Here is a 23,197-nt window from a genome sequence, read left to right as displayed (position 1 = left end):
GGAGCGGGGGGGCAGGGGAGCAAGGGGAGCAAAATCTTTTTTATCCGTCTCTTCTTTTCTTCGAGATAGAAGATACTGGCTGTGGTATTGCCCCACAAGAACTTGACTTGCTGTTTGAGGCTTTTGAACAAACTGAAATTGGCAGAAAATTCCAACAAGGGACGGGACTGGGTTTAGCGATTAGTCGTAAATACGTGCAACTGATGGGAGGTGATATTACTGTCAGTACGATGCCTGGTGTCGGTAGTACATTTGCCTTTGATGTTCAGATTGCTCTAACTTGCCCCAGAGAAATCCCGATCAACCAAATTAAATCACAAATTAGAGCTTTAGCTCCTAGTGAAAAAGTATACCGCATCCTAGTAGTTGACGATTCCAAAGAAAGCCGTATATTGCTAGTTAAAATTCTCACATCTCTCGGCTTTGAAGTTAATGAAGCTACAAATGGTAGTGAAGCGATCGCTAATTGGGAATCTTGGCAACCACACTTGATTTTTATGGATATGCGAATGCCAGTCATGGACGGTTACGAAGCCACAAGAATTATTAAAGCTAGAGAAATCGGGCATGGAACAGCCAATACGTCGCGGAGGTTCCCAAAATTGAAACAACTGGTGTCATCGGGGAGCCAGTACCTTGCAGAGGAGTTAACCGATTCAGTCGAGGGTGAGGTTCTGAAAGTTGTACGCAAAGAGTCTTCCGCAGCAGAAACAACTGGTGTTATAGAAAATGATGCTTCTGGTGCGTCCACTTTGCGATCGCGACTGCCAACAGCCTTGGCTCCCCCTTACGACTTCTCTAGAACAACGCCGGATCGCTCCAATACAAATACAATCATTATTGCCCTAACTGCTAGCGCCTTTGAAGAAGAACGCCAGAAAATTTTGTCCATTGGCTGTGATGATTTTATTCGCAAGCCATTCAAACAGGAAGTATTATTGGAAAAACTGAGCAAACATCTGGGTTTAAAATATACCAATCAAGTAGAAACCACAAACACAGTAGTTGTCGATCGAGCTACACAGATTTTTGTAAGTGTTGCCGAACTCCTGGGCCATTTATCACAAATGTCACCTGAGTGGCTCCAACAGATTCACTATGCCGCAGCCAGCTGTAGCGATGAACTGATTTTAGAGTTACTCAAGCAAATTCCATCAGATAATGCTCAAGTTTTCCAAGTTCTCAGGGATTTAGCAAATAACTATCAGTTTGAGAAAATCATGGAATTGACTACAACAAAATTAGAATGAATTACGAGCATTTAGACCCTAATAAAAAAGATATTTTGATCGTTGATGATATGGCGGATAACCTCCGGGTTTTATCCTCCATATTGACAAGGGAAGGGTATAACGTTCGTAAAGCGTTAAACTGGCAAATGGCACTGACAGCAACTCAAACATTATTACCTGATTTGATTCTACTCGATATCATGATGCCAGAAGTAGATGGGTATGAAATTTGCCAGACCTTTAAAGCTTGGGATCTAACAGCCGATATCCCAGTAATTTTTATTAGCGCTTTAGATGATGTTTTTGACAAAGTTAAAGCCTTTAAAGTCGGTGGTGTAGACTATATCACCAAACCTTTTGAGTTTCAAGAAGTTTTAGTACGTGTGCAAAATCAACTGGCATTGAGATCGGCGCGATTAGAAATATTGAAACTAAATGTTGAACTAGAACATAGGGTAAAACAACGGACTGGAGAGCTAGAAAAAACTCTCCAAAAACTCCAGCAAGAAATCCATTCTCGCCAAAAATTGCAAAGTCAACTGTTAGATATAGCACTGCATGACTCTTTGACTGGATTATCAAACCGAGTTTTGTTTATTCAGCGACTAGAAAATGCTCTAAATCGGGCGAAGCAAGATTCTAGTTATCAGTTTGCAGTACTTTTTTTGGACTGCGATCGCTTCAAAGTTGTCAATGATTCCCTTGGTCATCCGGTAGGAGATGAATTGCTGATAGCCATTGCTAAACGCTTACAAGCATGTATCATACCTGTTGATACTTTAGCACGATTGGGCGGGGACGAATTTGGAATTCTCTTAGAAAATATCACAGATATCAATATAGCAATCCAAGTTGCAGAAAGTATTTTGCAACAGTTATCACTTGCTTTTCAACTGTCAAGATATGAAGTATTTATGAATGCCAGTATTGGCATTACTTGGGGCAATAAAGATTACGATCGTCCAGAGTATTTGCTGCGAGATGCTGATACGGCAATGTATCGGGCTAAGGCTCAAGGAAGGGCTAACTATCACGTTTTTAATCCAGCGATGCATCAGGAAGCTATTCAGCTTTTAGAGTTAGAAAATGACCTGCGGAGGGCTGTAGAAAGGCGAGAATTCCTCGTTTACTATCAGCCAATTATTTCCCTGCTTACAGGTAGAATTTCTGGATTTGAAGCCTTGGTACGCTGGCAACATCCGATTCGTGGTTTGGTTTCTCCCATAGAATTTATTCCTGTAGCCGAAGAAACAGGTTTAATTAATGCCATCAATACTTGGGTATTACAATCAGCTTGTCATCAATTAAGCATCTGGCAACATTATCCAGTGACACCAGAACCTCTAACTATGAGTGTCAATTTGAGTGCAAGATTATTTTTACAGCCGAATTTAGTAGAACAAATTGACCGAATAATTTATGAAAATCAAATAAATCCGGCATATTTAGAATTAGAAATTACCGAAAGTGTAATTATGGAAAATACCGATGCAATAAAAATAATTCTTGAACGACTAAAGCAGCGAAAAATCAAGTTGATCATGGATGACTTTGGTACAGGATATTCCTCTTTAAGTTACCTGCATAGCTTTCCTTTGAATGCACTCAAAATTGATAAATCTTTCGTCAAACGGATGCAAGATAACAAAGAGAATATGGGGTTAGTGCCAGCAATGATTGGCATTGCCAACTCAATGGGGATGAGTGCGATCGCTGAAGGTGTTGAAACACAAGAACAGTTAGCGCAATTGAGAAGTTTAAACTGTAATTTCGCTCAAGGATATTTATTTTCTAAACCCATAGAACAACGACTGGCTGTTGAGTTGCTCACCTCAGCACCTCAATGGTAGCTATCAAGTAGCACCTGGAAAAAATTTTGTTGTCGATCCTTGGCTAGAGAATCTGTGAGTGCTATTTACTACAATCATGACAACAATTCATCATGTTGCCAAAGGTGATAAGTGGCTAATAGCTTCGATAATCTGCAAAACTCTCCAGCCACGTGAGAGTTAAACTATAAATACAAGTATTTCGGTGAAATCGGTCAACAAATTTTAAGGTGATTTCAAAGAAGGATTTACTATCCTCAATAATTATACGCATAACTTTTGATCAATAATGCATTTTAATCAAACTAACCATCAGAAAAGAAATATTTTGGTGGTCGATGATACCCCAGATAATTTGCGGCTTTTATCGGCGATGTTGACTGCACAAGGTTTTGAAGTTCGCAAAGCCTTAAACGGTAAAATGGCACTGACTGCATGTCAAATGGTTTTGCCCGATGTGATTTTGCTGGATATCAATATGCCAGGTATGGATGGCTACCAAGTTTGTCAACAACTAAAAGCTGACGATAAAACTAGTGAAGTCCCAGTAATTTTTATTAGCGCCCTGGATGATGTTGTCGATAAGGTAAAGGCATTTGATGTTGGTGGTGTAGATTATATTGCAAAACCTTTTCATGGTGCAGAAGTGGTGTTGCGAATTGAAAATCAAATTAATTTACGCTTGCTCCAAGTTAAACTGCAAGAAAAAAACTTTTTGCTGCAACAGGCTCTTGACAACTTGAAAGCCTCTCAAGTTCAACAAATTCAGAACGAAAAGATGGTGGCACTGGGACAGTTAGTAGCTGGGCTGGCTCATGAGATTAATAACCCGATCAGTTTTATTTATGGAAATCTCCAATATGCTGGTCAATATGTGGAAGACCTAGTAAATATAATTGAGGTCTATCAGCAGGAATATCCCAAACCCACACCAAAAGTTCAGCAAATATCCAAAGATGTAGACTTGAATTTTATTATAAAGGATCTACAAAACCTGATAGGTGCAATGTATAGAGGCTCCGATCGCATTCGGGAAATTGTACTGGCGCTACAACATTTTTCTCGGCATGATGAAGCAGAGATGAAACGGGTAAATATCCATGAAGACATCGAAAATACTTTAGTGATGTTACAACATCGGCTTAGGGAAGCAGCCGATCGCCCGGCAATTGTTGTAGTCAAAGATTATGGTAACTTACCCCTAGTCACTTGTTATGCGAGTGAACTAAATCAAGTATTTATGCATTTGTTGAATAATGCTATTGATGCAATAGAAGAGGGAGTGGGGAGTGGCGAACTTGGACCCCACTCTGGGGATCGGGAGCAATGGGGAGTGACGAATCAATCTTCTACTCCCTACTCCCTACTCCCTACTCCCCAAATTCGGATTCAGACAGAGGTGACAGACTTGAATCTAGTCAAAATTGCGATCGCTGATAATGGTCTTGGTATTGAAGAGTCGTTGCGATCGCGTTTATTTGATCCATTTTTTACCACAAAACCTGTAGGTAAAGGTAGTGGGCTAGGATTGTCTATTAGTTATCAGATTATCGTCCAAAAACACCGAGGAAATATTAGCTGTAACTCATCTGTGGGCAAAGGAGCAGAGTTTGCGATCGAAATTCCCATAGAGCAGCCTGATATCTCATCGCAATTTTCAAAATCGGAAAAGGGATTGGGACTGGGGATTAGGGAGATGGAGAGCAGAGAAGCAGAGGAACAGGGGGAGCAGGGGAAGCAGGGGAGCAGGGAAGTAGGAGAGAATAATAATTCCTGACAAATGACCAATGACCAATGACAAATGACAAATGACAAATGACCAATAAATCTAATTAATCAACAATTCTGGTGCTACCAATCCTTTTTGGATGGCTAAGACTGCGGCTTGAGTGCGATCGCGTACTTCTAGTTTCTGTAAAATAGCATGGACATGAACCCGCACAGTACCAGGGGCAATGTAGAGAATTTCAGCAATTTCTTGATTGCTTTTGCCAGTTGCTACTAGTGCCAAAATTTCTTGCTCCCGCTTCGTTAAAGGATTTTCTAGAGATTCCTCAGTTTTTGCGGATTGCACCGCCATCGAATTGCCCTCAAAAGCGGCTCTAATTTCAGTTGTTGCCGTTTGATCCCACCAAGAAGCGCCCGCAGCAACCGATCGCACTGCTAATATCAAAGATTCAGCCGGAATACCTTTAAGACAGTAACCTTGCGCCCCAGCGGCAATTAACCGCGAAATCAGGGGTTTTTCAGAACGAGACGTTAAGACGAGAATTGGTAAATTTGGGTGCTTCTGCTTGATTTGGCGACAAGCCTCAATCCCGCCAATTCCGGGTAAACCTATATCCAGCAACACCAAATCCAGAGGATAGTGATTGGCTAATTCTACAGCTTGTTCCCCATCTTCCGCTTCTGCAACAATCTCCAAACTGGTTTCTTGTTGCAACCGCATCCGCAAACCAAGCCGAAACAATTCATCATCTTCAACTAGTAAGATTTTTGTCATTTGTTATTGGTCATTTGTCATTTGTCATTTGTCATTCGTCAGGAATTATTATNATAATAATTCCTGACGAATGACAAATGACAAATGACAAATGACCAATAACAAATGACAAAAATCTTACTAGTTGAAGATGATGAATTGTTTCGGCTTGGTTTGCGGATGCGGTTGCAACAAGAAACCTCCCCGGTGGTGGACAAGCTGGGAGTCGGAAAGCAAACAGTGCGCCGCGTGGTGAGCGATTCTCTGCCCAAATTGTACCCCCATGAGCAGTAATTATTTGCCTGGTCAAATAAAGTCCTAGCCCAGAACCGGAGACGTGGCGATCGCTATTTCCTTGATAAAATCTTTCAAATAAGTGAGGTAACTCTTTTTCGGTAATCCCGGAACCAGTATCGAGTATTTTTACCACTTGATCGCTAGAATAACCTTCAAATACTACTTCCACTTTACCGCCACGAGGGGTATGGTTAATGCCATTACTCAGGAGATTGCTGAAGACTCGCCCAAGTTGTAAAGAATCGCCGTTTACCCAGAGAAAGCTCCGAAAATCTGATTCGCCATAGTGCAGAGAAATATAAACCTGACGTGTTCTCGCTAGTTCACTCAGTGTAGCGATTATCTCCTCCGCCACTGTCACCAAGTTAACTGGTGATATCTGTAATTTCAGCCCTTCGGCATCATTGCGGTATACATCTAAAAGTGTTTGGACTAATTGCAGTGTACTCCGATGACTACGAGCCATTGTTTGTAAGACTTTTGCTTGCATGGGTGTGATTTCACCAAATTGCTCATTTTGAAAATATTTCAGCGTTTCAATTGCTCCTAATAGGGGTGTTTTCAAATCATGCGTTAGGGTAGAAACAAAATCTTCACGCATGATAGCTAGTTGTTCTTGGGAGCGTAATTGTGCTTGAGTATAAGCGATCGCTTCTTCGTTGCGATGGTTGCGATCGCTTAACCAACCTGTTACCATCAACGCCAACACTGCAATTAACCTATTTGCCAACGTTGGAGAATTAATTATTTCTCCTCCTGGGACAAACAAATTCAATAATGTTAATCCTGTTGCTGCAAGAGTGATCCCCAAAACTGCTCCCCGATTCAAGCGGGAATCTGCTAATAAAATCGTCCCTGTGTAGAGGTAGCCAAATACGTACTCAGGGGGTGTCAAATATTCCAGTATTATCACGATCGCAAAGGCGATCGCTATTAGCCCATAGGTCCTTCCACGCTCATTTATAGCTTCTTTCATAGTCAATAATCGACTTAATATCGTCATTTATGATTTACTAAAAATCTGCCTAGTCCTGAAATATATTTGGAGCATACTGCCGTCAGCGCGATCGCCATTCTTGCAGAGATATAATTAACTGTATACTTGTCAACACGAAAGAGAATTTTTAATTAATTTCTAACCCACCTGGTACAAGCAAAATCAAATCAATTTCTAAATCAATTTTACGACCATTGCCTTTGCGGTTAAGGTACAATTTTCCTAAAATGCCAGGATCGCCCCTAATGCAGTGATTGGAGATATATAGGAGCGATGCCTACGGCGGCAAGCTACGCTAATCTCACTTAAGTAATTCTGACTAATCAAGGTCAAATCCTTATAGTCTGTAGATCGATCGCAGGCTTTCAGCGTACTGCCTTAACCCAGATGAGTAACGCTGGTATCTCACTGCGGGTAATTCAGGAAATCTCAAGGCATCGGAATTTAGAGTAGTTCCAGAGATACTTAGAAGTGCGTGACCATCAGGTATCGGGGGCGGCAGCGGCGTTGTCGATGTTGTCAGGGAGCAACGTAATGGGGAATCTGAGTGTATAAGTTCTGCAAACTTGGAAAATGTATTGTATAAACAAATAATCCTAATTAGTTTAAATAGATGAATTAAAAGTAAAGATTAAATATTCTTAACAAAAACTTGAACAAGTATCGGGAAAATAGTGATAACTGAAAATAGTAAATTCCTCAAAATCCGTTATTTCTAAAAATTGGCTTGCTAGGACTTAAATTTAATTTAGCGTAAAATATATGGGACAAGGTTTTTTGCAAATTGGCATAACGCTGTGTATTGTCATAGCAATCACTCCATTATTCGGAAAATACATAGCGCGTGTCTTTTTGGGAGAAAGAACACTGCTTGATTTTTTAATGAACCCCATAGAGCGAAGTATGTTCGTATTTGCGGGTGTTCGGAGAAAAGATGACATGACGGGTTGGGAGTATATCCGGGCCATACTCTGTTGCAACACGGTCATGGCTATTTCAGTGTATTTTCTGATATATTTTCAGAGACTCTTACCCTGGAATCCAAACGGCTTCGGTGCGCCCACGTGGGATGTATTGCTGCATACAACGATTTCATTTGTAACGAATACCGACCAACAACACTATGCAGGTGAGACAACCTTAAGCTATTTTAGCCAGGTAGCGGCTTTAGGCTTTTTGATGTTCACCTCCGCAGCCACCGGTTTAGCCGTAGGAATTGCCTTTATTCGCGGGTTGACGGGTAGAAGACTGGGAAACTTTTACGTCGATCTCGTCCGTGGAATTACCCGAATATTGCTGCCGATTTCGATTATTGGCGCGATCGCTTTGCTGGTAGCAGGTGTACCACAAACATTAGCTGGAACTATGGATGTGCAAACCTTAGAAGGCGGGACGCAATATCTGGCCAGAGGCCCGGTGGCATCCTTTGAAATGATCAAACTTTTGGGCGAGAACGGCGGTGGCTTTTTTGGCGTAAACTCAGCTCACCCCTTTGAAAATCCCAATGGCGCTTCTAATTTGATAGAAATGCTGGCCATGATTTCTATCCCAGCAGCCTTGATTTACACCTACGGTATATTTGCCAACAATATCAAACAAGCTTGGCTACTTTTTTGGATGGTGTTTGTGATTTTTGTCGTTCTGGTGGGAGTGACAGCCGTGGGAGAACTGCAAGGTAATCCCCTGGTTAATACTGCCTTTAGATTAGAACAGCCCAATTTAGAGGGGAAAGAAGTTCGATTTGGTTGGGCACAAACAGCATTTTGGGCAGTGATGACTACTGCTACTATGTCTGGTGCTGTGAACGGGATGCACGATTCTTTGATGCCGCAAGGAATATTTTCGACTCTCTTCAACTTATTTATCCAGGTTATCTGGGGTGGTCAAGGAACTGGAACAGCTTACTTATTTATTTACTTAATTCTCACAGTGTTCCTCACTGGACTCATGGCAGGACGTACTCCAGAGTTTTTAGGACGCAAAGTTGAAAAACGGGAAATCGTCCTCGCTAGTGTAGTGCTGTTGATTCACCCAATTCTAGTTTTGATTCCCAGTGCGATCGCTTTGGCTTATCCCATCTCCCTATCTGGAATTAGCAACGCTGGCTATCACGGTATTTCTCAAGTAGTTTATGAATATGCCTCAGCAGCAGCAAATAATGGTTCGGGCTTAGAGGGCTTGGGGGATAACACCCTGTGGTGGAACTTGAGTACTTTAGTTAGCCTAATCGGAGGACGCTACATTCCGATGATTGCCATCCTGCTGCTAGCTGACGGGATGTCTCGCAAACAACCAGTACAAGAAACCCCTGCAACCCTGAGAACTGATTCTCTAGTATTTACTGGGATCACGGCTGGAGTCACGCTGGTTTTGGGAGTATTAACTTTCTTTCCCGTTCTGGCTTTAGGCCCCATCGCTGAGGGTTTAAAACTAGCATCTGGCAGTTAGAAAAGTTATGAGTTATAAGTTTGAAATTGAGAAAATATCAAAAAATAATTCAGGAGGCAGGAGAAAGGAGTAACCCAGACTTAAAAGTGTGAGATTCAAGCAAGAAAGGTTTATATAGCTGTAGTTAGATATGTTAGGACACCCGGATTTCTCACGCATAGTGTAGGCAGAGGGGGAAGAGGAGTGTGGGGAGTGTGGGGAGTGTGGGGGGTAAGACTTCTTCCCCATCCTCCCACACCTCCCACACCTCCCACACCCCTTGGATTTATCACTTGTGAGAAATCCAGGGACAGTGTTGATTTCTCAACGCCCTGCTAACATCACTCAGCTATATCTTGCACTACGCGTCTCGTACCAGTATCTTATTTTTAACTGGGTAATTACTCAGAACTAAAGTTTCCATTCATACTTATTTCCTCCTGGCTCCTGCCGTTATCTTATAAATTATCCGGTTTCGTAGGATGCGTTACTAACGCATCCTACAGGTTGGATATTTTTTTATTAGAAGTTCCTATAACTCCTAACTCCTAACTTCTCACTGCTAACTTTATTTATGAATCCAGTGGCAACTAACTTCAAAGCTAGACGCCCAAGTTCTCGTTCTGGCGATCGCCGCCAAAAACGTAAAAAGACCAGGGCAAATAATAAGTGGCTGTACTTAAGAGCAATTAGAGATGCTTTTGTCAAGCTCAACCCTAAGTATGCAATCAAAAATCCAGTAATCTTTGTAGTTTGGGTAGGGACAATCATCCTCCTATTGCTAACGATCGATCCCAACCTATTTGGCCCAGCCCTTCAAAAGAACCCACAAGTTTTCAACGCCTTGTTGTCGGGGATTTTATTCTTTACAGTTTGGTTTGCCAATTTTGCCGAAGCAGTGGCAGAAGGGCGGGGTAAAGCCCAAGCCGATGCCTTGCGGTTAACAAAGTTAGAGGCGATCGCGAAAAAACTTGCTGCCGATGGCACACTTAGTGAAGTTTCATCCACCAGCCTCAAACAGGGCGATACCATCTACGTTGTTGCTGGCGATATCATCCCCGCCGATGGTGAAGTAATCATGGGTGTGGCCTCAGTGGATGAATCGGCAATTACTGGGGAATCTGCACCAGTATTAAAAGAATCAGGCTCCGATGTTGCTAGTTCCGTCACTGGTGGGACGCGGATTATCTCAGATGAACTAATTATCCGTATTACTACAGACCCAGGCAAAGGCTTTATTGACCGGATGATTACTTTAGTAGAAGGGGCAGAACGCAGCAAAACACCCAATGAAATTGCCCTCACGGTATTGTTGGCAGTTCTCAGCTTAGTGTTTTTGTTAGTTGTAGTCACCTTGCCCGCACTTGCTTACTATGTCAACAGTCCAGTCAGCGTCCCAATTTTAATTGCCTTATTAGTAGCGTTAATTCCTACTACCATTGGCGGCTTACTAAGTACCATCGGTATTGCTGGTATGGATCGAGTTGCCCAATTTAACGTCATTGCCACATCAGGACGAGCAGTCGAAGCCTGTGGCGATATCAACACTTTACTTCTCGACAAAACAGGTACAATTACCCTCGGCAACCGTCTGGCGGAAGAGTTTATTCCCCTCAACGGTCATTCAATGTCGGAAATTGCTAATGTTGCTTGGGCAGCTAGTGTCTTTGACAATACACCAGAAGGAAAATCCATTGTCCGACTAGCAGAAAAGTTGGGCGCACGGTTTGATTTTGACTCCACTCAGGCAGAAGGAGTTACTTTTTCCGCCAAAACCCGGATGAGTGGGACGAATTTACCTGGTGGGTATGAAGCCAGAAAGGGAGCAGTAGAAGCTATTAAAGGATTTGTCCGTTCCCGCAACGGACACGATATACCAGAATTGGATGCTGCCTACGAACGAGTTTCTCGCCTGGGAGGTACACCCTTAGCAGTTAGCTTAGATAACGAAATCTATGGGATTATTTATCTCAAAGATATAGTTAAACCTGGTATCCGCGATCGCTTTGAGCAACTGCGACGGATGGGAGTGCGTACCATCATGCTAACTGGAGACAACCGAATTACCGCTTCTGTCATTGCCAAAGAAGCTGGGGTTGATGACTTCATTGCCGAAGCCACACCAGAAGACAAAATCAGTATCATTAAGCAGGAACAAGCAGCAGGTAAACTGGTCGCTATGACGGGAGATGGAACTAACGATGCTCCCGCATTAGCCCAAGCTAACGTCGGCGTGGCGATGAATACAGGAACGCAAGCTGCAAAAGAAGCCGCCAACATGCTCGATTTGGACTCCGATCCCACAAAACTACTCGATATCATTGGTATTGGTAAACAATTGTTGATTACTCGCGGGGCATTGACGACATTTTCCATCGCTAATGATATTGCTAAATACTTTGCAATTATCCCAGTGATATTTGTCGCTGCTAACCTGCAAAGCCTGAATATTATGAATTTGACTAGCCCTAAATCTGCTGTACTCTCAGCATTGATTTATAATGCTTTGATTATTCCCGCTTTGATTCCCTTGGCATTAAAGGGTGTGAGGTTTAGACCACTGACAGCTAATCAGTTACTCCAACGCAATATCTTAATTTACGGCTTAGGTGGGGTGATTGCGCCGTTTATTGCAATTAAATTGATCGATGTACTGATTACACTTGTGGGCTTGGCTTAAGGATAGCAAAAGTAGAGACGCTGGAAACGATCGCATCTTGACCAAAGTAAAATAATAAACATTTTTACTTTTACCTGTTGACGGGAGGGACAAGAAGAATATAAATAAATATCGTTTTCATTCAGCACTGCTTTGACGATATCCTTTGTTTAGTCGCAATGGCATAAACAACATCTACCACTCGCTATTTTGATCTTACTGTGCTTGAATGTGCTGTGCTTGAATGTGGTAACTGCCCCAGTTGTTGTTTATGCTGTTGCTAACAGTATCTTATAACCTCCTGTTAGGTGGGCAAAAAAATTAAAAATTAAAAATTAAATTTTAGGCGCAATTGGAAAACTTTTTATGGCTATTATTCGAGAAACTATCAGAGCAATTTTTATAACTCTAATGCTTTGGTTGTTGACTGCAATCATCTATCCTCTAATAATCCTTGTAGTGGGTCAAGTTTTTTTCCCTTATCAAGCTAACGGCAGCATCAAGCTGGGTCAAAATGATGAACCAATTGGTTCCGCTTTGATTGGTCAAGTGTTCACATCTGAGCGATATTTCCATTCTCGTCCCAGCACTGTTAGATATAGCCAAGGCAAAAAAGCCAAGCCAACTGGCATATCTGGTGCTAGCAATCTCGCTGCAAGCAATCCAGAACTACTTAAGCGGATTTTAGAAGAGGCAGATAAATTGCGAGAGGAAAATCTTCAACCCATAGCCGATATAATTTATACCTCTGGTTCTGGTTTAGATCCGCATATTTCCTTTAAAGCAGCACGGCAGCAATTGACGCGGGTTGCTGGTGCGCGGGGAGTAAAAGAAGATGAGATTTTACGTTTAATTAATCAGTATACTGATGGCAGATTTTTAGGGATTTTTGGCGAACCGGGAGTGAATGTTTTCCGATTGAATTATGCTCTTGATTTGCAAGATATTAATCGTCAGCCAAATCAGTAAATGGGCATTGGGCATTGGGCATTGGTAATGATGGTTTTGCCATGTAATAGGAGTGCTAGAAATGTCAGATAATACTAATACTGGTTCAGCTGCAAATGTGCCTTTAAATTCTGCAAGTTACTCGCTTTATCCGGCACGACGGCGGGGTAAGCATAAAATCTTTATTGGTATGGCTCCTGGAGTAGGCAAAACCTACCGAATGCTGGAAGAGGGACACGCATTCAAACAGGAAGGAATTGATGTCGTCGTTGGGCTTTTGGAAACCCACGGACGCAAGGAGACAGCTGAAAAGGCAGAGGGACTGGAAATTATACCCCGTAAGAAATATCCTCGCGGTGAGTTGACGCTGACAGATATGGATACAGATACTATTTTAAAGCGATCGCCCCAATTAGTCTTAATCGATGAACTTGCCCATACCAATGTCCCTGGTTCGCCACGCGAAAAGCGCTACGAAGATGTAGAAGTAGTTTTGGCAGCCGGGATTGATGTCTACTCCACAATGAATGTGCAACATTTGGAAAGTCTCAATGACTTAGTAGCCAGAATTACAGGTGTGGTAGTCCGGGAGCGAGTTCCTGACAGGATTCTGGATGAAGCAGATGAAATAGTGGTAATAGATGTCACACCGGAAACACTGCAAGAACGGTTATTAGAAGGCAAGATTTATGCACCAGAAAAAATCCAACAATCCCTCGATAATTTTTTCCAACGCCGTAACCTGATTGCTTTGCGGGAGTTGGCTTTGCGGGAAGTAGCAGACAACGTGGAAGGAAATGCGATCGCTTCTACTCCCAATGGGCAATTTTGTAATATTCACGAGCGGGTTTTGGTGTGTGTTTCCACTTATCCCAACTCAGTGCAGCTGTTACGTCGGGGTGCGAGATTGGCTAACTATATGAATGCGCCGCTTTATACCTTGTTTGTTGCCGATCCAGAACGCTTCCTCACTAAGGAGGAAAGCTTACACATCCACACTTGTGAAAAGCTTTGTAAAGAATTTGAAGGTACTTTTCTTCGTGTTAGCAACAGTAATATAGCTAATGCGATCGCTGAAGTCGCCGAGAGACATCGTATCACCCAAATTGTAATTGGAGAAAGTCAGCGATCGCGCTGGCAAATGCTCCTCAAAGGATCTTTGACGCAAAAATTGGTACGCTTGCTCAAAAATATAGATTTGCATATCATTGCCAGCGAAAAAATGGTTTCACCCAAATAAGCGATCAAATTTCCCCAAAAACCTCAGAAGTAAAGCTCCCATGTAGACCATAGGGGATATGATGCTTCAGATGTAGCCGCGAAATTGCTCCTTTAGAGAAATCACTAGCATCTAAAATTACCAAATCTGAGCGGTGATGGGCAGCATCATAAACCAAAGCTAATACCCAACCATCATCTTCCTTTTCAGAACCTGGGCGCGGGACAAAAATCGGTTCACCGACAAAACCACGGGGTGCAGCACTCCAAAGTTGTCTTTCTCCAGACTCTAAATCAATTTTCAGCAATGCTTGTAAGGGAGCATTACCAGTCTCCGCATGAGCCGCACCTATATATAGATATCGATAAGAACCTCCCACATTCGCCGGATGTATACTGGGAAATTCACAACAACGGCTATCAATCAATTCCTGCCGGACTGTCCCATCCTTTAGATTCAGATAAAATCGCCAAAGTTGCCCAGGTGAAGACGCTTCAAAATCAACTTGTCGAAAATCACTTTTAGGTTCAACTTTTAATAAATCTTGGTAGCAAATGGAGTCAATCCTAACTTCCTCTCCTACCTCAAAAGCATTAACGTGGTGGAAGACGAAACCCGACTGAGTTTCCAGAGTTTTTATCTTTTCTTGCTCTTCTTTGGGGAAACGGGGAATAATTAGAATTTGAGTTGGCTTATTTGGCTGAAATTTGATACATTCTCCCGCCGCACGTATTCCCAAGGCGAAAGGTATGGGATTAAAGGTGACAGGATTTTGAAAGAAGATGCAGTAATTGGGAGTAATCACAAAATCGTGAATGAAACAGAAACCTGGAACCTTATGAGCCTGCTGTCTCACAATTTCACCTGCTGAGTTTAGCTCAAAAATATTAATTGTGGTAGATAATCCTGGTTTAGTTGAGAAATTTACTAGGCAAGGTGCGCCCCCATCTTGCTCACAATTTTTTTCCAAACGGGGATGTGCAGCGAAAGCTTCACCTGCTGACAAAGCACCATTAAAATATTCATTCCCCAAGGTTTCAAGAGTATAGGGATCGAGGCGATATGGTTCAGCCGCTTCCCACATTGCTAGCAGTTTTCCACCCCAATAGATAACATTTGTATTGGCGATATTTTTGAGTTTGAAGTCAAAGATATTCGCTAGCCAACCGCCGGGTTTTTGAGTACCAAAAGTACCACGATAGAGAATTTTTCCCGCCTTTTGCTCTGCTAAATAGCCAGTTGTGCGGACAAAGCGGTTGCGAAAATGGGCACGACCGTTGGTAAAAGTAATTTTGCTAATCATCCCATCCCCATCAAACGGATGATGAAGAAACTGCCCATTCACATCCAGCAAACCGGGGCCATTTCTAAACAACGTACCTTGTAACTCTGTGGGGATTTGTCCTTCTATATCATCAATCCAATAATCAAACTCTTGGGTAAGAGATTGATATCCTCCTTGCCAGTCTGCACGAGTGTAGGATTTTTCTGTAACTGGGGTTTCTTGACTTTTCAAACGCATATACTTTGTTTTTTCTTGTTATTTTGGACGAAAATGTAACAGCTAAAAAGAATTTTTTTGCAGCTTTACTACAACGCGAAGGCAGGACACTACCTCGACTCCGGGTGAGATTTATTACCGAAGAGGCGGAGGGGCACTTAGCTGGGAGCAGGGGGAGCAATCCCTGCCCCGTTCGCGCAGCGTCTCGCAGAGAAGCCGTGAAGCTGCATTGGAACATGGGTACAACCCCCTCCTTCGGTGGTCGCTTGACTGGGGCGGAGTACAAGCTCCGTCTCAGTCCCTCCCCCTTGCTCCCTGCTCCTCGGTCACTGAGCGTAGCCGAAGTGCTGCTCCCCTGCTTCTTTTGACACTATTCGACTATTTTCGACTCTGGTTCTCTCAGTACCAATTCAGACATCAAATCTGGCAAAAACGCTTCTTCCCCATCTTTGAATGTCTCAGTTTGTTCTTCAGCAGCAGGTAGCCAGTTGATAAATGGTAGGGGTAATAGGGTGCTGAGATTAGTAATTAGCACCAATAGCCAAAGTGACTCAAAGTTTGTTGCGGTGATCCCCAGCCAATACGTGATTAATGCCCCGAATGCTTGAGAAACTGTTCCGGCTGAATTATAGACTGACATTAACAAGGCAAATAATGTTGCTTCTACTCCAGAAGGACAAAGCCTTGCTGCTAGAACCATCACTTGCATAAAGACAATTTTCCCCATCACAGTCAGAATCAGGCTATCACCCAAACTAAACCAGTGGTCATCTATACCCAATAGCCTGTTTGTGTGAGTCACCAACAACAGCATCGTCATCCCCAAAAGTGACGAAAGGACAGTACTCCAAGCAAAAATCACGCGAAAAGGGATGCTTTTGAGGAAACGTTGAAAAATCCAAACACCTGCCAAAGAAGCAAAACTTCCCACCAAGTTTACTCGCCCCAAGAATTCTGGTTCAAAGTGAAGTTCGTTGGTAGAGAAGTAGAAAAAGGCTGATTCAGCATTTGGGGTAGCTTGCCAGATGAAGATAAATGCCATTGGTAGCCAAATTGTTTTTTGACTAATGGCTTGGCGTAGCTGCTCCAGTTGATGTTTGATTGGTAAAGGGTTGGTCTGATTACTATCTTCAGCATCTTGGTTAACGGGGGACTCAGCAATTAACCAAGCCACCCCTGAAACGATCAGCGGAAATAAAGCGGTAATCCCAAAGACGGTACGGGTAGTAAAGTATTGGAGTAGTAGACCGCTAGAGTAGGCTGTTATTAAACCTCCGATCGCAGAAGCACCCCAGCAGAGAGATTGTAGTGAACCCGCTTTTGCTTGCGATTCGTCTCTGGCTCGTTCTACAACTAGCGAGTCAACGATGACATCACTCATGGCGACACTAAGAGAACTAAGAGCGATCGCTAAGGTAGCTGCCCAGCTAGTATTAACTATTGTGGCCAGACTCATCCAAGAAGCAGTTCCCAGTATCCCCGATAAAATCAAGTAAGGACGGCGACGATAGCCAAATATAGGCAAGCCATCAGAGATAAAACCAAACACCGGCTTGATCATCCAAGGTAGGAAGACAATTCCCAATAGCGCCGACACCTGGACTGGACTCAGCATTAGTTCATCTTTGAGGAAAAAGCTAACGGCTAGACGCGATAGCCCTAAAATTCCTTGAACAAAGTAAACGGTGAGAATTGCAATTAACTCCGCATTTGGTTCATTACCCAAGAAGATTTTTTGTGTTAATGAGTCTTTGACCTTGGACAAGCCAGATGATTGATCTACCATTCGATAAATATTTTTTAATTTTTATTTACTTGTCTATCATATCGATTCCGAGGAGGTGGGTTTTTTCTCACCTTTTTCCTTTGGTTTCTTCGTGGAGTATTATTTAAGGCTTTTCTAACAACTTTTTTTTCTTCTAGGAAGATGTTCTCGTTTCTGAACGGCTATTCTGCTTTGAATTTGGGACATCAAATACAGTTCTATCTACTGCGATGATTTGCCCCTGTGACTTGTCTCAAAAGACACACATAAACTGGCGTTACTGATTTGGGAACAATAAATTCAGAAATTACCACGGTTTAGCAGTATGGTCAGCAGCATGGTCAGTATTCCCGGATACGACATAACTGAAGAAATCTACAATGGTTCTAGAACTCTAGTTTATCGAGGGTATCGAGAAACTGACTCATTACCTGTAGTAATTAAACTGCTAAAAAATTCATATCCCAGTTTCAGCGATCTGTTGCAGTTTCGCAATCAGTACACAATTGCCAAAAATCTTAACTCATCTGCGATCGTCCAAACCTACAGTCTGGAGGCGTATCAAAATGGTTATGCGTTGGTAATGGAAGATTTTGGTGGGATTTCTCTGAAAGATTATTTTGCTTGTTACCAGACGGCAAATATGGTGTCTTTACAAGAATTTTTACTTTTAGCGATCGCTCTGTGTGATGCATTAGATATCCTAATTCATCATCGGATTATTCACAAAGATATTAAACCCGCCAATGTTTTAATTAATCCAGAAACTAAAGAAGTTAAGTTAATTGACTTTAGTATTGCATCTCTGCTGCCACGAGAAACTCAAATCCTGATGAGTCCTAATGTATTAGAAGGAACACTCGGCTATTTGTCTCCAGAGCAAACCGGACGAATGAATCGGGGGATTGATTACCGTACTGATTTTTATTCTTTAGGTGTAACTTTTTATGAGCTGCTATCAAGGGAATTACCATTTCAATCGCACGATCCGATGGAATTGGTGCATTGTCATATTGCCAAACTTCCACCACTTTTAGGGGAGAGGGGACAGGGAACAGGGAATAGGAAAGAGATTCCTCAAGTTCTGTGTGATATCGTGATGAAACTGATGGCGAAAAATGCTGAAGACCGCTATCAGAGCGCATTCGGGCTAAAATATGATTTAGAAAATTGTTTGGCTCAACTCAAGGAGACGGGGAAAATTGCAAGTTTCCCAATTGCTCAACGGGATGTGTGCGATCGCTTTATTATCCCAGAAAAACTCTATGGTCGCGAGCATGAAGTTGAAACTCTGCTCAAAGCATTTGAACGTGTTACCAACAATCAGACGGAATTAATGCTGGTGGCTGGTTTTTCTGGTATTGGTAAAACAGCAATTGTTAACGAGGTTCACAAACCCATTGTCCGGCAGCGGGGCTACTTCATCAAAGGCAAATTTGACCAATTTAATCGGAATATTCCCTTTTTTGCTTTTGTGCAGGCGTTTCGAGACTTAATGGGACAATTGCTGAGTGAAAGTGATGTCCATTTGTCAACTTGGAAAAATAAAATTTTACAAGTGCTGGGCGATCAGGGGCAAGTCATTCTTGAGGTAATTCCCGAACTAGAACAAATTATTGGCCAACAACCACCGGCAACGGAACTTTCAGCAAATGCAGCCCAGAATCGGTTTAATTTATTATTACAAAGGTTTATTCAAGTATTCACTACCAAAGAACATCCCCTAGTCATATTTTTAGATGATATGCAGTGGGCTGATTCAGCATCAATGAAGTTGATCCAGTTACTAATGAATGAGTCAAACTCAGGATATTTATTATTAATTGGAGCTTATCGAGACAATGAAGTTTCTGCTGCCCATCCATTGATGTTGACATTAGATGAAATTGCCAAAGCTAATGCTACTATTAACAAAATTACATTAGCACCGCTGAGTGAAGCTAGTTTAAATCAATTGGTTGCCGATACTCTAAACTGTTCGCTAGAAACTACAGAAATCTTAACACAGTTAGTATATCAGAAAACCAAAGGTAATCCATTTTTTAGTACACAATTTTTCAAAGCACTGCATCAAGATCAGCTAATTAAATTTGATTTAAATAGCGGCAGTTGGCAGTGTGATATTGCCCAGATGAAGGCGTTAGCCCTGACAGATGATGTAGTTGATTTTATGGTATTGCAGTTGCGAAAATTATCAGAATCAACGCAGAATGTTTTGAAATTAGCGGCTTGTATTGGTAATCAATTTGATTTGGCAACATTGGCAATTGTTTCTGAAAATTCTGAAACCGAAACAGCAACATTTCTCTGGAAAGCATTACAAGAGGGATTAATTCTGCCCCAAAGTGAAGTTTACAAATTTTATGTCGGGCGAGAAACACAGGATTTAGTACAAAGTGCGCTTACTGTAAACTATAAATTTTTACACGATCGCGTTCAACAAGCAGCTTATGCGTTGATCCCAGAGTCAAAAAAGCAATCTATCCATCTGCAAATTGGCCAACTGCTATTAAGCAAAATACCGATTCAAAAGCAGGAAGAGAGAATTTTTGAGATTGTTAATCAGTTAAATATTGGTGTAAAGCTAATAACTCAACAGTCTGAGCGAGATCAATTAGCAGAGTTAAATTTGCTGGCTGGGCAAAAAGCCAAACTATCTACTGCTTATACGAATGCAATAGAATATATCAGTTGCGGTATTCAGCTATTGAGAAAAGATAGCTGGCAACAACAGTATTCACTCACATTAGCCTTGTATGAAGAAGCCGCTTCGGCAGCCTATCTTATGGGCCAGTTTGACGAGGTAGAAGGGTTTGTTGAGCAAGTGCAACAACATGCTAAAGTCTTAATAGATCAGGTGAAATCGATTGAGATTCAAATCCAATCTTATTTAGCTCAGAGTCGTTTTGATGATTCAATTCGGACTGCGATCGCACTGCTAAATCTCTTAGGTGTGAAACTATCTCATCAAGCAAATAAAATACAAACATTACTCAATCTAGCCCAAACAAAATTACGATTTGTAGGTAAATCTCCTTTAAGTTTGATTGATTTACCTAATATGACTGGGGATAAACAACTAGCAGCAATCCGAATTTTGGCTAGTACGAATTCAACGGCTTATATTGCTCGTCCAGATTTACTGCCACCAATAATCTTGAGCGAAGTCAATTTATCGATGCAGTACGGCAATGCTGCCGCATCTGCATTTGGCTATGCCTGGTATGGATTGATTGAGTGTGGCATTCTGGGAAATATTGAGACAGGTTATAAATTTGGTCAATTAGCATTACAAGTTCTTGAAAAATTCCATAGCAAGGAATTCAAAGCTAGAACTTTCTTCATTGTTCAAACATTTATTAATCACTGGCATCAACCCCTTAAAGACACAATTGCACCGTTAATTGAAGCCTATCAAGTGGGTTTAGAAACCGGAGATATTGAATATGCGGCTTGGGCTAGCTATAGCTGTAGTTTTCATGGATACTTTATAGGGCAAGAATTGGCTGAGTTAGAAAAACAGATGGGTGACTATGCTGAAGTCTACAGCCATTTTAGACAAGAAAAACCCCAGACTTATATTAATTCATTTCGTCAAGCCATCTTGAATTTGTTAGGACAATCTACCGATCCCAGTTACTTATCAGGTGCTGTTTATGATGCCCAAACTATCCGTTCATTACAAGAGCAAGCAGGCGATCGCACTGGATTGAGCTTTAGCTATACCAATGAATTGATACTTTGCTACCTGTTTGAAAATTATACCAGAGCATCTGAGGCAGCAATTCAGGCAATAACTTATTTAGATGGGGTAACATCGGCAGCAGTTGTACCAATAGTTTATTTTTATGAGGCGTTAACCCAACTAATTCTCTATCCAACAGCAACGGCTAATGAGCAAAAACAGATTCTTAAAAAAGTCACATCCCATCAGAAAAAGCTGAAAAAATGGGCGCATCATGCCCCAATGAATCATCAACACAAATTTTATTTAGTTGAAGCAGAACGGCAGCGGATTTTGCTGCATAAAAATAAAGCAATGGAATTGTACAATCGCGCCATAACTCTAGCGAAAGAACATGCATATATCCAAGAAGAAGCCTTGAGTAATGAACTAGCGGCGAAGTTTTACCTCAACTGGGACAAAGAAAAAATCGCCCAAGTTTATATGCAAGAAGCTTATTACTGCTATGCACGTTGGGGCGCTAAAGCTAAAACTGAAGACTTAGAAAAACGCTATCCTCAACTGCTTATTCCTATCTTACAAGGGCAAATTAATCACTTTCAACTGAGTTCAACTGTCGATGCATCATTATTACCAAATCAAACCATCCACACAAACCTTTCTAGCAGCAGTATTTCGGAAGCCCTCGATTTGTCCACCATCTTAAAAGCCTCACAAGCTCTATCCAGTGAAATTGAATTAGAGCAATTACTCACTACACTTTTGCAAGTAGTGATGGAAAATGCTGGGGCACAAAAAGCTGCATTACTTGTACTCAAACAGGAAAATTTAGTGGTTGAAGCCATAGCCACTATTGATGAAGGAGTCACCCTATTATCTGTACCACTGTCAACCAGCGAAGATATTCCCATTACACTGATGAACTTTGTCAAACACAGTTTAAAAACTGTTGTTCTGGATGATGCAACAGCACAAACTGATTTTATCGCCGATCCATATTTCATGCAGCAACAACCTAAGAGTGTGTTGTGTACGCCGATATTAAATCAGGGAAAAATCATTGGGCTGCTATATCTAGAAAATCCGCTAACAATTGGTGCATTTACTCGCGATCGCACCGAAGTTATCCAACTGCTATGCGCTCAAGCTGCCATCTCTCTAGAAAATGCCCGCCTTTATCAAGAATACCAGAATTATGCTCATCAACTAGAGCGATCGCTGCAAGAACTTGAGCAAGCTCAATTACAAATGGTGCAAAACGAAAAAATGGCAACCTTGGGCAATTTGGTTGCAGGTGTGGCACATGAAATTAATAATCCCATTGGATTTCTGGAAGGTAGCCTCCACAATGCCGAAGAGTATACTCAAGACTTACTCGCCCATATCCAATTGTTTAAACAACATCATCCCACTCCGGCGATCGCAGTCATTGAGCATGGCGAAAAAATTGACCTCGAATTCTTGATTGAAGATTTACCAAAGCTAGTAAGTTCGATGAAGGTGGCTTCAGAACGAATTAAAGATATTAGTACCAGTCTCCGCACCTTCTCCAGAGCCGATACAGCCGAAAAAGTTGCTTGTAACCTCCATGAAGGGATTGAGAGTACTCTGTTAATTTTGAAATATCGCCTCAAAGCTAACGAAAAACGTCCAGCGATCGAAGTCATCACTGAATACGGGAATTTACCTCCTGTCGAGTGCTTTTTAGGACAGCTAAATCAAGTATTTATGAACATCCTTGCAAATGCAATTGATGTCTTCGATGCATCCATTGAGGGGCGTTCTTTTGCCCAAGTGCAAGGCGATCGTCAGCAAATACTGATTCAAACTGAAGTATCCAGTAACGAACAAACGGTAATAATTCGTATGAAAGATAATGGTCAAGGGATGTCAGAGGAAATTAGATTGCGGATCTTCGACCACCTATTTACAACCAAAGAGGTTGGGAAAGGAACGGGATTAGGATTAGCGATCGCTCGTCAAATTGTTGAGGAAACCCATGATGGAAGCTTGAGTTGCAATTCTGTACTTGGTGAAGGAACAGAATTTGTCATTGAGATTCCAGTATTTTAACTCTACCTATAGGAATCATATTTGATTTCTGAAAAAATCTCGGTAGTCTTGTAATGGACTGTCTAGGCTAAAGTGTTGCAAAA

12 protein-coding genes and 2 pseudogenes are annotated in these 23,197 nt (G+C 41.8%); 9 read left to right on the top strand and 5 right to left on the bottom strand.

All coding sequences use genetic code 11. The features are described from left to right. From CDG76_RS28965 to CDG76_RS28955, 3 genes are all read left to right on the top strand, one after another. Nucleotides 1-1,250 (top strand): ATP-binding response regulator (locus tag CDG76_RS28965; protein ID WP_143854192.1); only part of this gene is annotated, 1,250 nt, incomplete at its 5' end. After that, nucleotides 1,247-3,082, top strand: a complete 1,836-nt coding sequence (locus CDG76_RS28960; protein ID WP_094352298.1) for a GGDEF/EAL domain-containing response regulator — start codon at nucleotides 1,247-1,249, stop codon at nucleotides 3,080-3,082. The genes CDG76_RS28965 and CDG76_RS28960, both read left to right, overlap by 4 nt. Nucleotides 3,083-3,350: 268 nt before the next feature. Further along, complete coding sequence (locus tag CDG76_RS28955; protein ID WP_223265438.1) at nucleotides 3,351-4,838, top strand: hybrid sensor histidine kinase/response regulator; 1,488 nt, start codon at nucleotides 3,351-3,353, stop codon at nucleotides 4,836-4,838. Nucleotides 4,839-4,889: 51 nt separating this feature from the next. Here CDG76_RS28955 and CDG76_RS28950 read toward each other — a convergent pair whose 3' ends face one another. Further along, nucleotides 4,890-5,564, bottom strand: a complete 675-nt coding sequence (locus CDG76_RS28950) for a response regulator transcription factor (protein ID WP_094352297.1) — start codon at nucleotides 5,562-5,564, stop codon at nucleotides 4,890-4,892. A 105-nt stretch (nucleotides 5,565-5,669) separates the two neighbouring features. Between CDG76_RS28950 and CDG76_RS39745 the strand changes: the two are divergent. Further along, a pseudogene (locus CDG76_RS39745) lies at nucleotides 5,670-5,744 on the top strand (DNA-binding response regulator); the annotation flags it as partial. 4 nt (nucleotides 5,745-5,748) lie between these two features. Here the strand turns inward: CDG76_RS39745 and CDG76_RS28945 are convergent. Continuing rightward, nucleotides 5,749-6,843: pseudogene (locus CDG76_RS28945) on the bottom strand (sensor histidine kinase); the annotation flags it as partial. A 756-nt stretch (nucleotides 6,844-7,599) separates the two neighbouring features. Here CDG76_RS28945 and kdpA point away from each other — a divergent pair. Next, entirely contained in the window at nucleotides 7,600-9,285 is a 1,686-nt protein-coding gene (gene kdpA, locus CDG76_RS28935; RefSeq protein WP_094352296.1) for a potassium-transporting ATPase subunit KdpA, read from the top strand. A 110-nt stretch (nucleotides 9,286-9,395) separates the two neighbouring features. Here the strand turns inward: kdpA and CDG76_RS37795 are convergent, their stop codons facing one another. Beyond that, nucleotides 9,396-9,557, bottom strand: a complete 162-nt coding sequence (locus tag CDG76_RS37795; protein WP_190241017.1) for a hypothetical protein — start codon at nucleotides 9,555-9,557, stop codon at nucleotides 9,396-9,398. Between the two features lie 281 nt (nucleotides 9,558-9,838). Between CDG76_RS37795 and kdpB the strand changes: the two genes are divergently transcribed. From kdpB to CDG76_RS28920, 3 genes are all read left to right on the top strand, one after another. Continuing rightward, complete coding sequence (gene kdpB / locus CDG76_RS28930) at nucleotides 9,839-11,944, top strand: potassium-transporting ATPase subunit KdpB (RefSeq protein WP_094352295.1); 2,106 nt, start codon at nucleotides 9,839-9,841, stop codon at nucleotides 11,942-11,944. A 345-nt stretch (nucleotides 11,945-12,289) separates the two neighbouring features. After that, complete coding sequence (gene kdpC, locus CDG76_RS28925) at nucleotides 12,290-12,892, top strand: K(+)-transporting ATPase subunit C (protein WP_094352294.1); 603 nt, start codon at nucleotides 12,290-12,292, stop codon at nucleotides 12,890-12,892. A gap of 61 nt (nucleotides 12,893-12,953) precedes the next feature. Further along, nucleotides 12,954-14,111 carry a universal stress protein gene (locus tag CDG76_RS28920; protein WP_094352293.1) on the top strand — a complete coding sequence of 386 codons (1,158 nt, stop codon included), beginning with the start codon at nucleotides 12,954-12,956 and terminating at the stop codon, nucleotides 14,109-14,111. Between the two features lie 4 nt (nucleotides 14,112-14,115). On the opposite strand, the gene CDG76_RS28915 is transcribed toward CDG76_RS28920, so the two are convergent. Further along, nucleotides 14,116-15,612, bottom strand: coding sequence for a carotenoid oxygenase family protein (locus tag CDG76_RS28915; RefSeq protein WP_094352292.1), 1,497 nt, complete (start codon nucleotides 15,610-15,612; stop codon nucleotides 14,116-14,118). A gap of 349 nt (nucleotides 15,613-15,961) precedes the next feature. Then, nucleotides 15,962-17,377 (bottom strand): folate/biopterin family MFS transporter, encoded by a 1,416-nt coding sequence (locus tag CDG76_RS28905; RefSeq protein ID WP_094352290.1) that lies wholly within the window; start codon nucleotides 17,375-17,377, stop codon nucleotides 15,962-15,964. Nucleotides 17,378-17,681: 304 nt separating this feature from the next. Here CDG76_RS28905 and CDG76_RS28900 point away from each other — a divergent pair, with 304 nt between their 5' ends. After that, entirely contained in the window at nucleotides 17,682-23,114 is a 5,433-nt protein-coding gene (locus tag CDG76_RS28900; protein WP_094352289.1) for a trifunctional serine/threonine-protein kinase/ATP-binding protein/sensor histidine kinase, read from the top strand. Nucleotides 23,115-23,197: the final 83 nt, after the last annotated feature.

Source organism: Nostoc sp. 'Peltigera membranacea cyanobiont' 210A, from assembly GCF_002246015.1.
Classification (GTDB): domain Bacteria; phylum Cyanobacteriota; class Cyanobacteriia; order Cyanobacteriales; family Nostocaceae; genus Nostoc.
This window is presented reverse-complemented; position numbering and strand designations above follow the sequence as displayed.

Excerpts from the sequence above, each read along its gene's own strand:
- CDG76_RS28960 (WP_094352298.1), top strand. The coding sequence starts at position 1,247 with ATGAATTACGAGCATTTAGACCCTAATAAAAAAGATATTTTGATCGTT.
- CDG76_RS28955 (WP_223265438.1), top strand. The coding sequence starts at position 3,351 with ATGCATTTTAATCAAACTAACCATCAGAAAAGAAATATTTTGGTGGTC.
- CDG76_RS28950 (WP_094352297.1), bottom strand. The coding sequence starts at position 5,564 with ATGACAAAAATCTTACTAGTTGAAGATGATGAATTGTTTCGGCTTGGT.
- kdpA (WP_094352296.1), top strand. The coding sequence starts at position 7,600 with ATGGGACAAGGTTTTTTGCAAATTGGCATAACGCTGTGTATTGTCATA.
- kdpB (WP_094352295.1), top strand. The coding sequence starts at position 9,839 with ATGAATCCAGTGGCAACTAACTTCAAAGCTAGACGCCCAAGTTCTCGT.
- kdpC (WP_094352294.1), top strand. The coding sequence starts at position 12,290 with ATGGCTATTATTCGAGAAACTATCAGAGCAATTTTTATAACTCTAATG.
- CDG76_RS28920 (WP_094352293.1), top strand. The coding sequence starts at position 12,954 with ATGTCAGATAATACTAATACTGGTTCAGCTGCAAATGTGCCTTTAAAT.
- CDG76_RS28915 (WP_094352292.1), bottom strand. The coding sequence starts at position 15,612 with ATGCGTTTGAAAAGTCAAGAAACCCCAGTTACAGAAAAATCCTACACT.
- CDG76_RS28905 (WP_094352290.1), bottom strand. The coding sequence starts at position 17,377 with ATGGTAGATCAATCATCTGGCTTGTCCAAGGTCAAAGACTCATTAACA.
- CDG76_RS28900 (WP_094352289.1), top strand. The coding sequence starts at position 17,682 with ATGGTCAGCAGCATGGTCAGTATTCCCGGATACGACATAACTGAAGAA.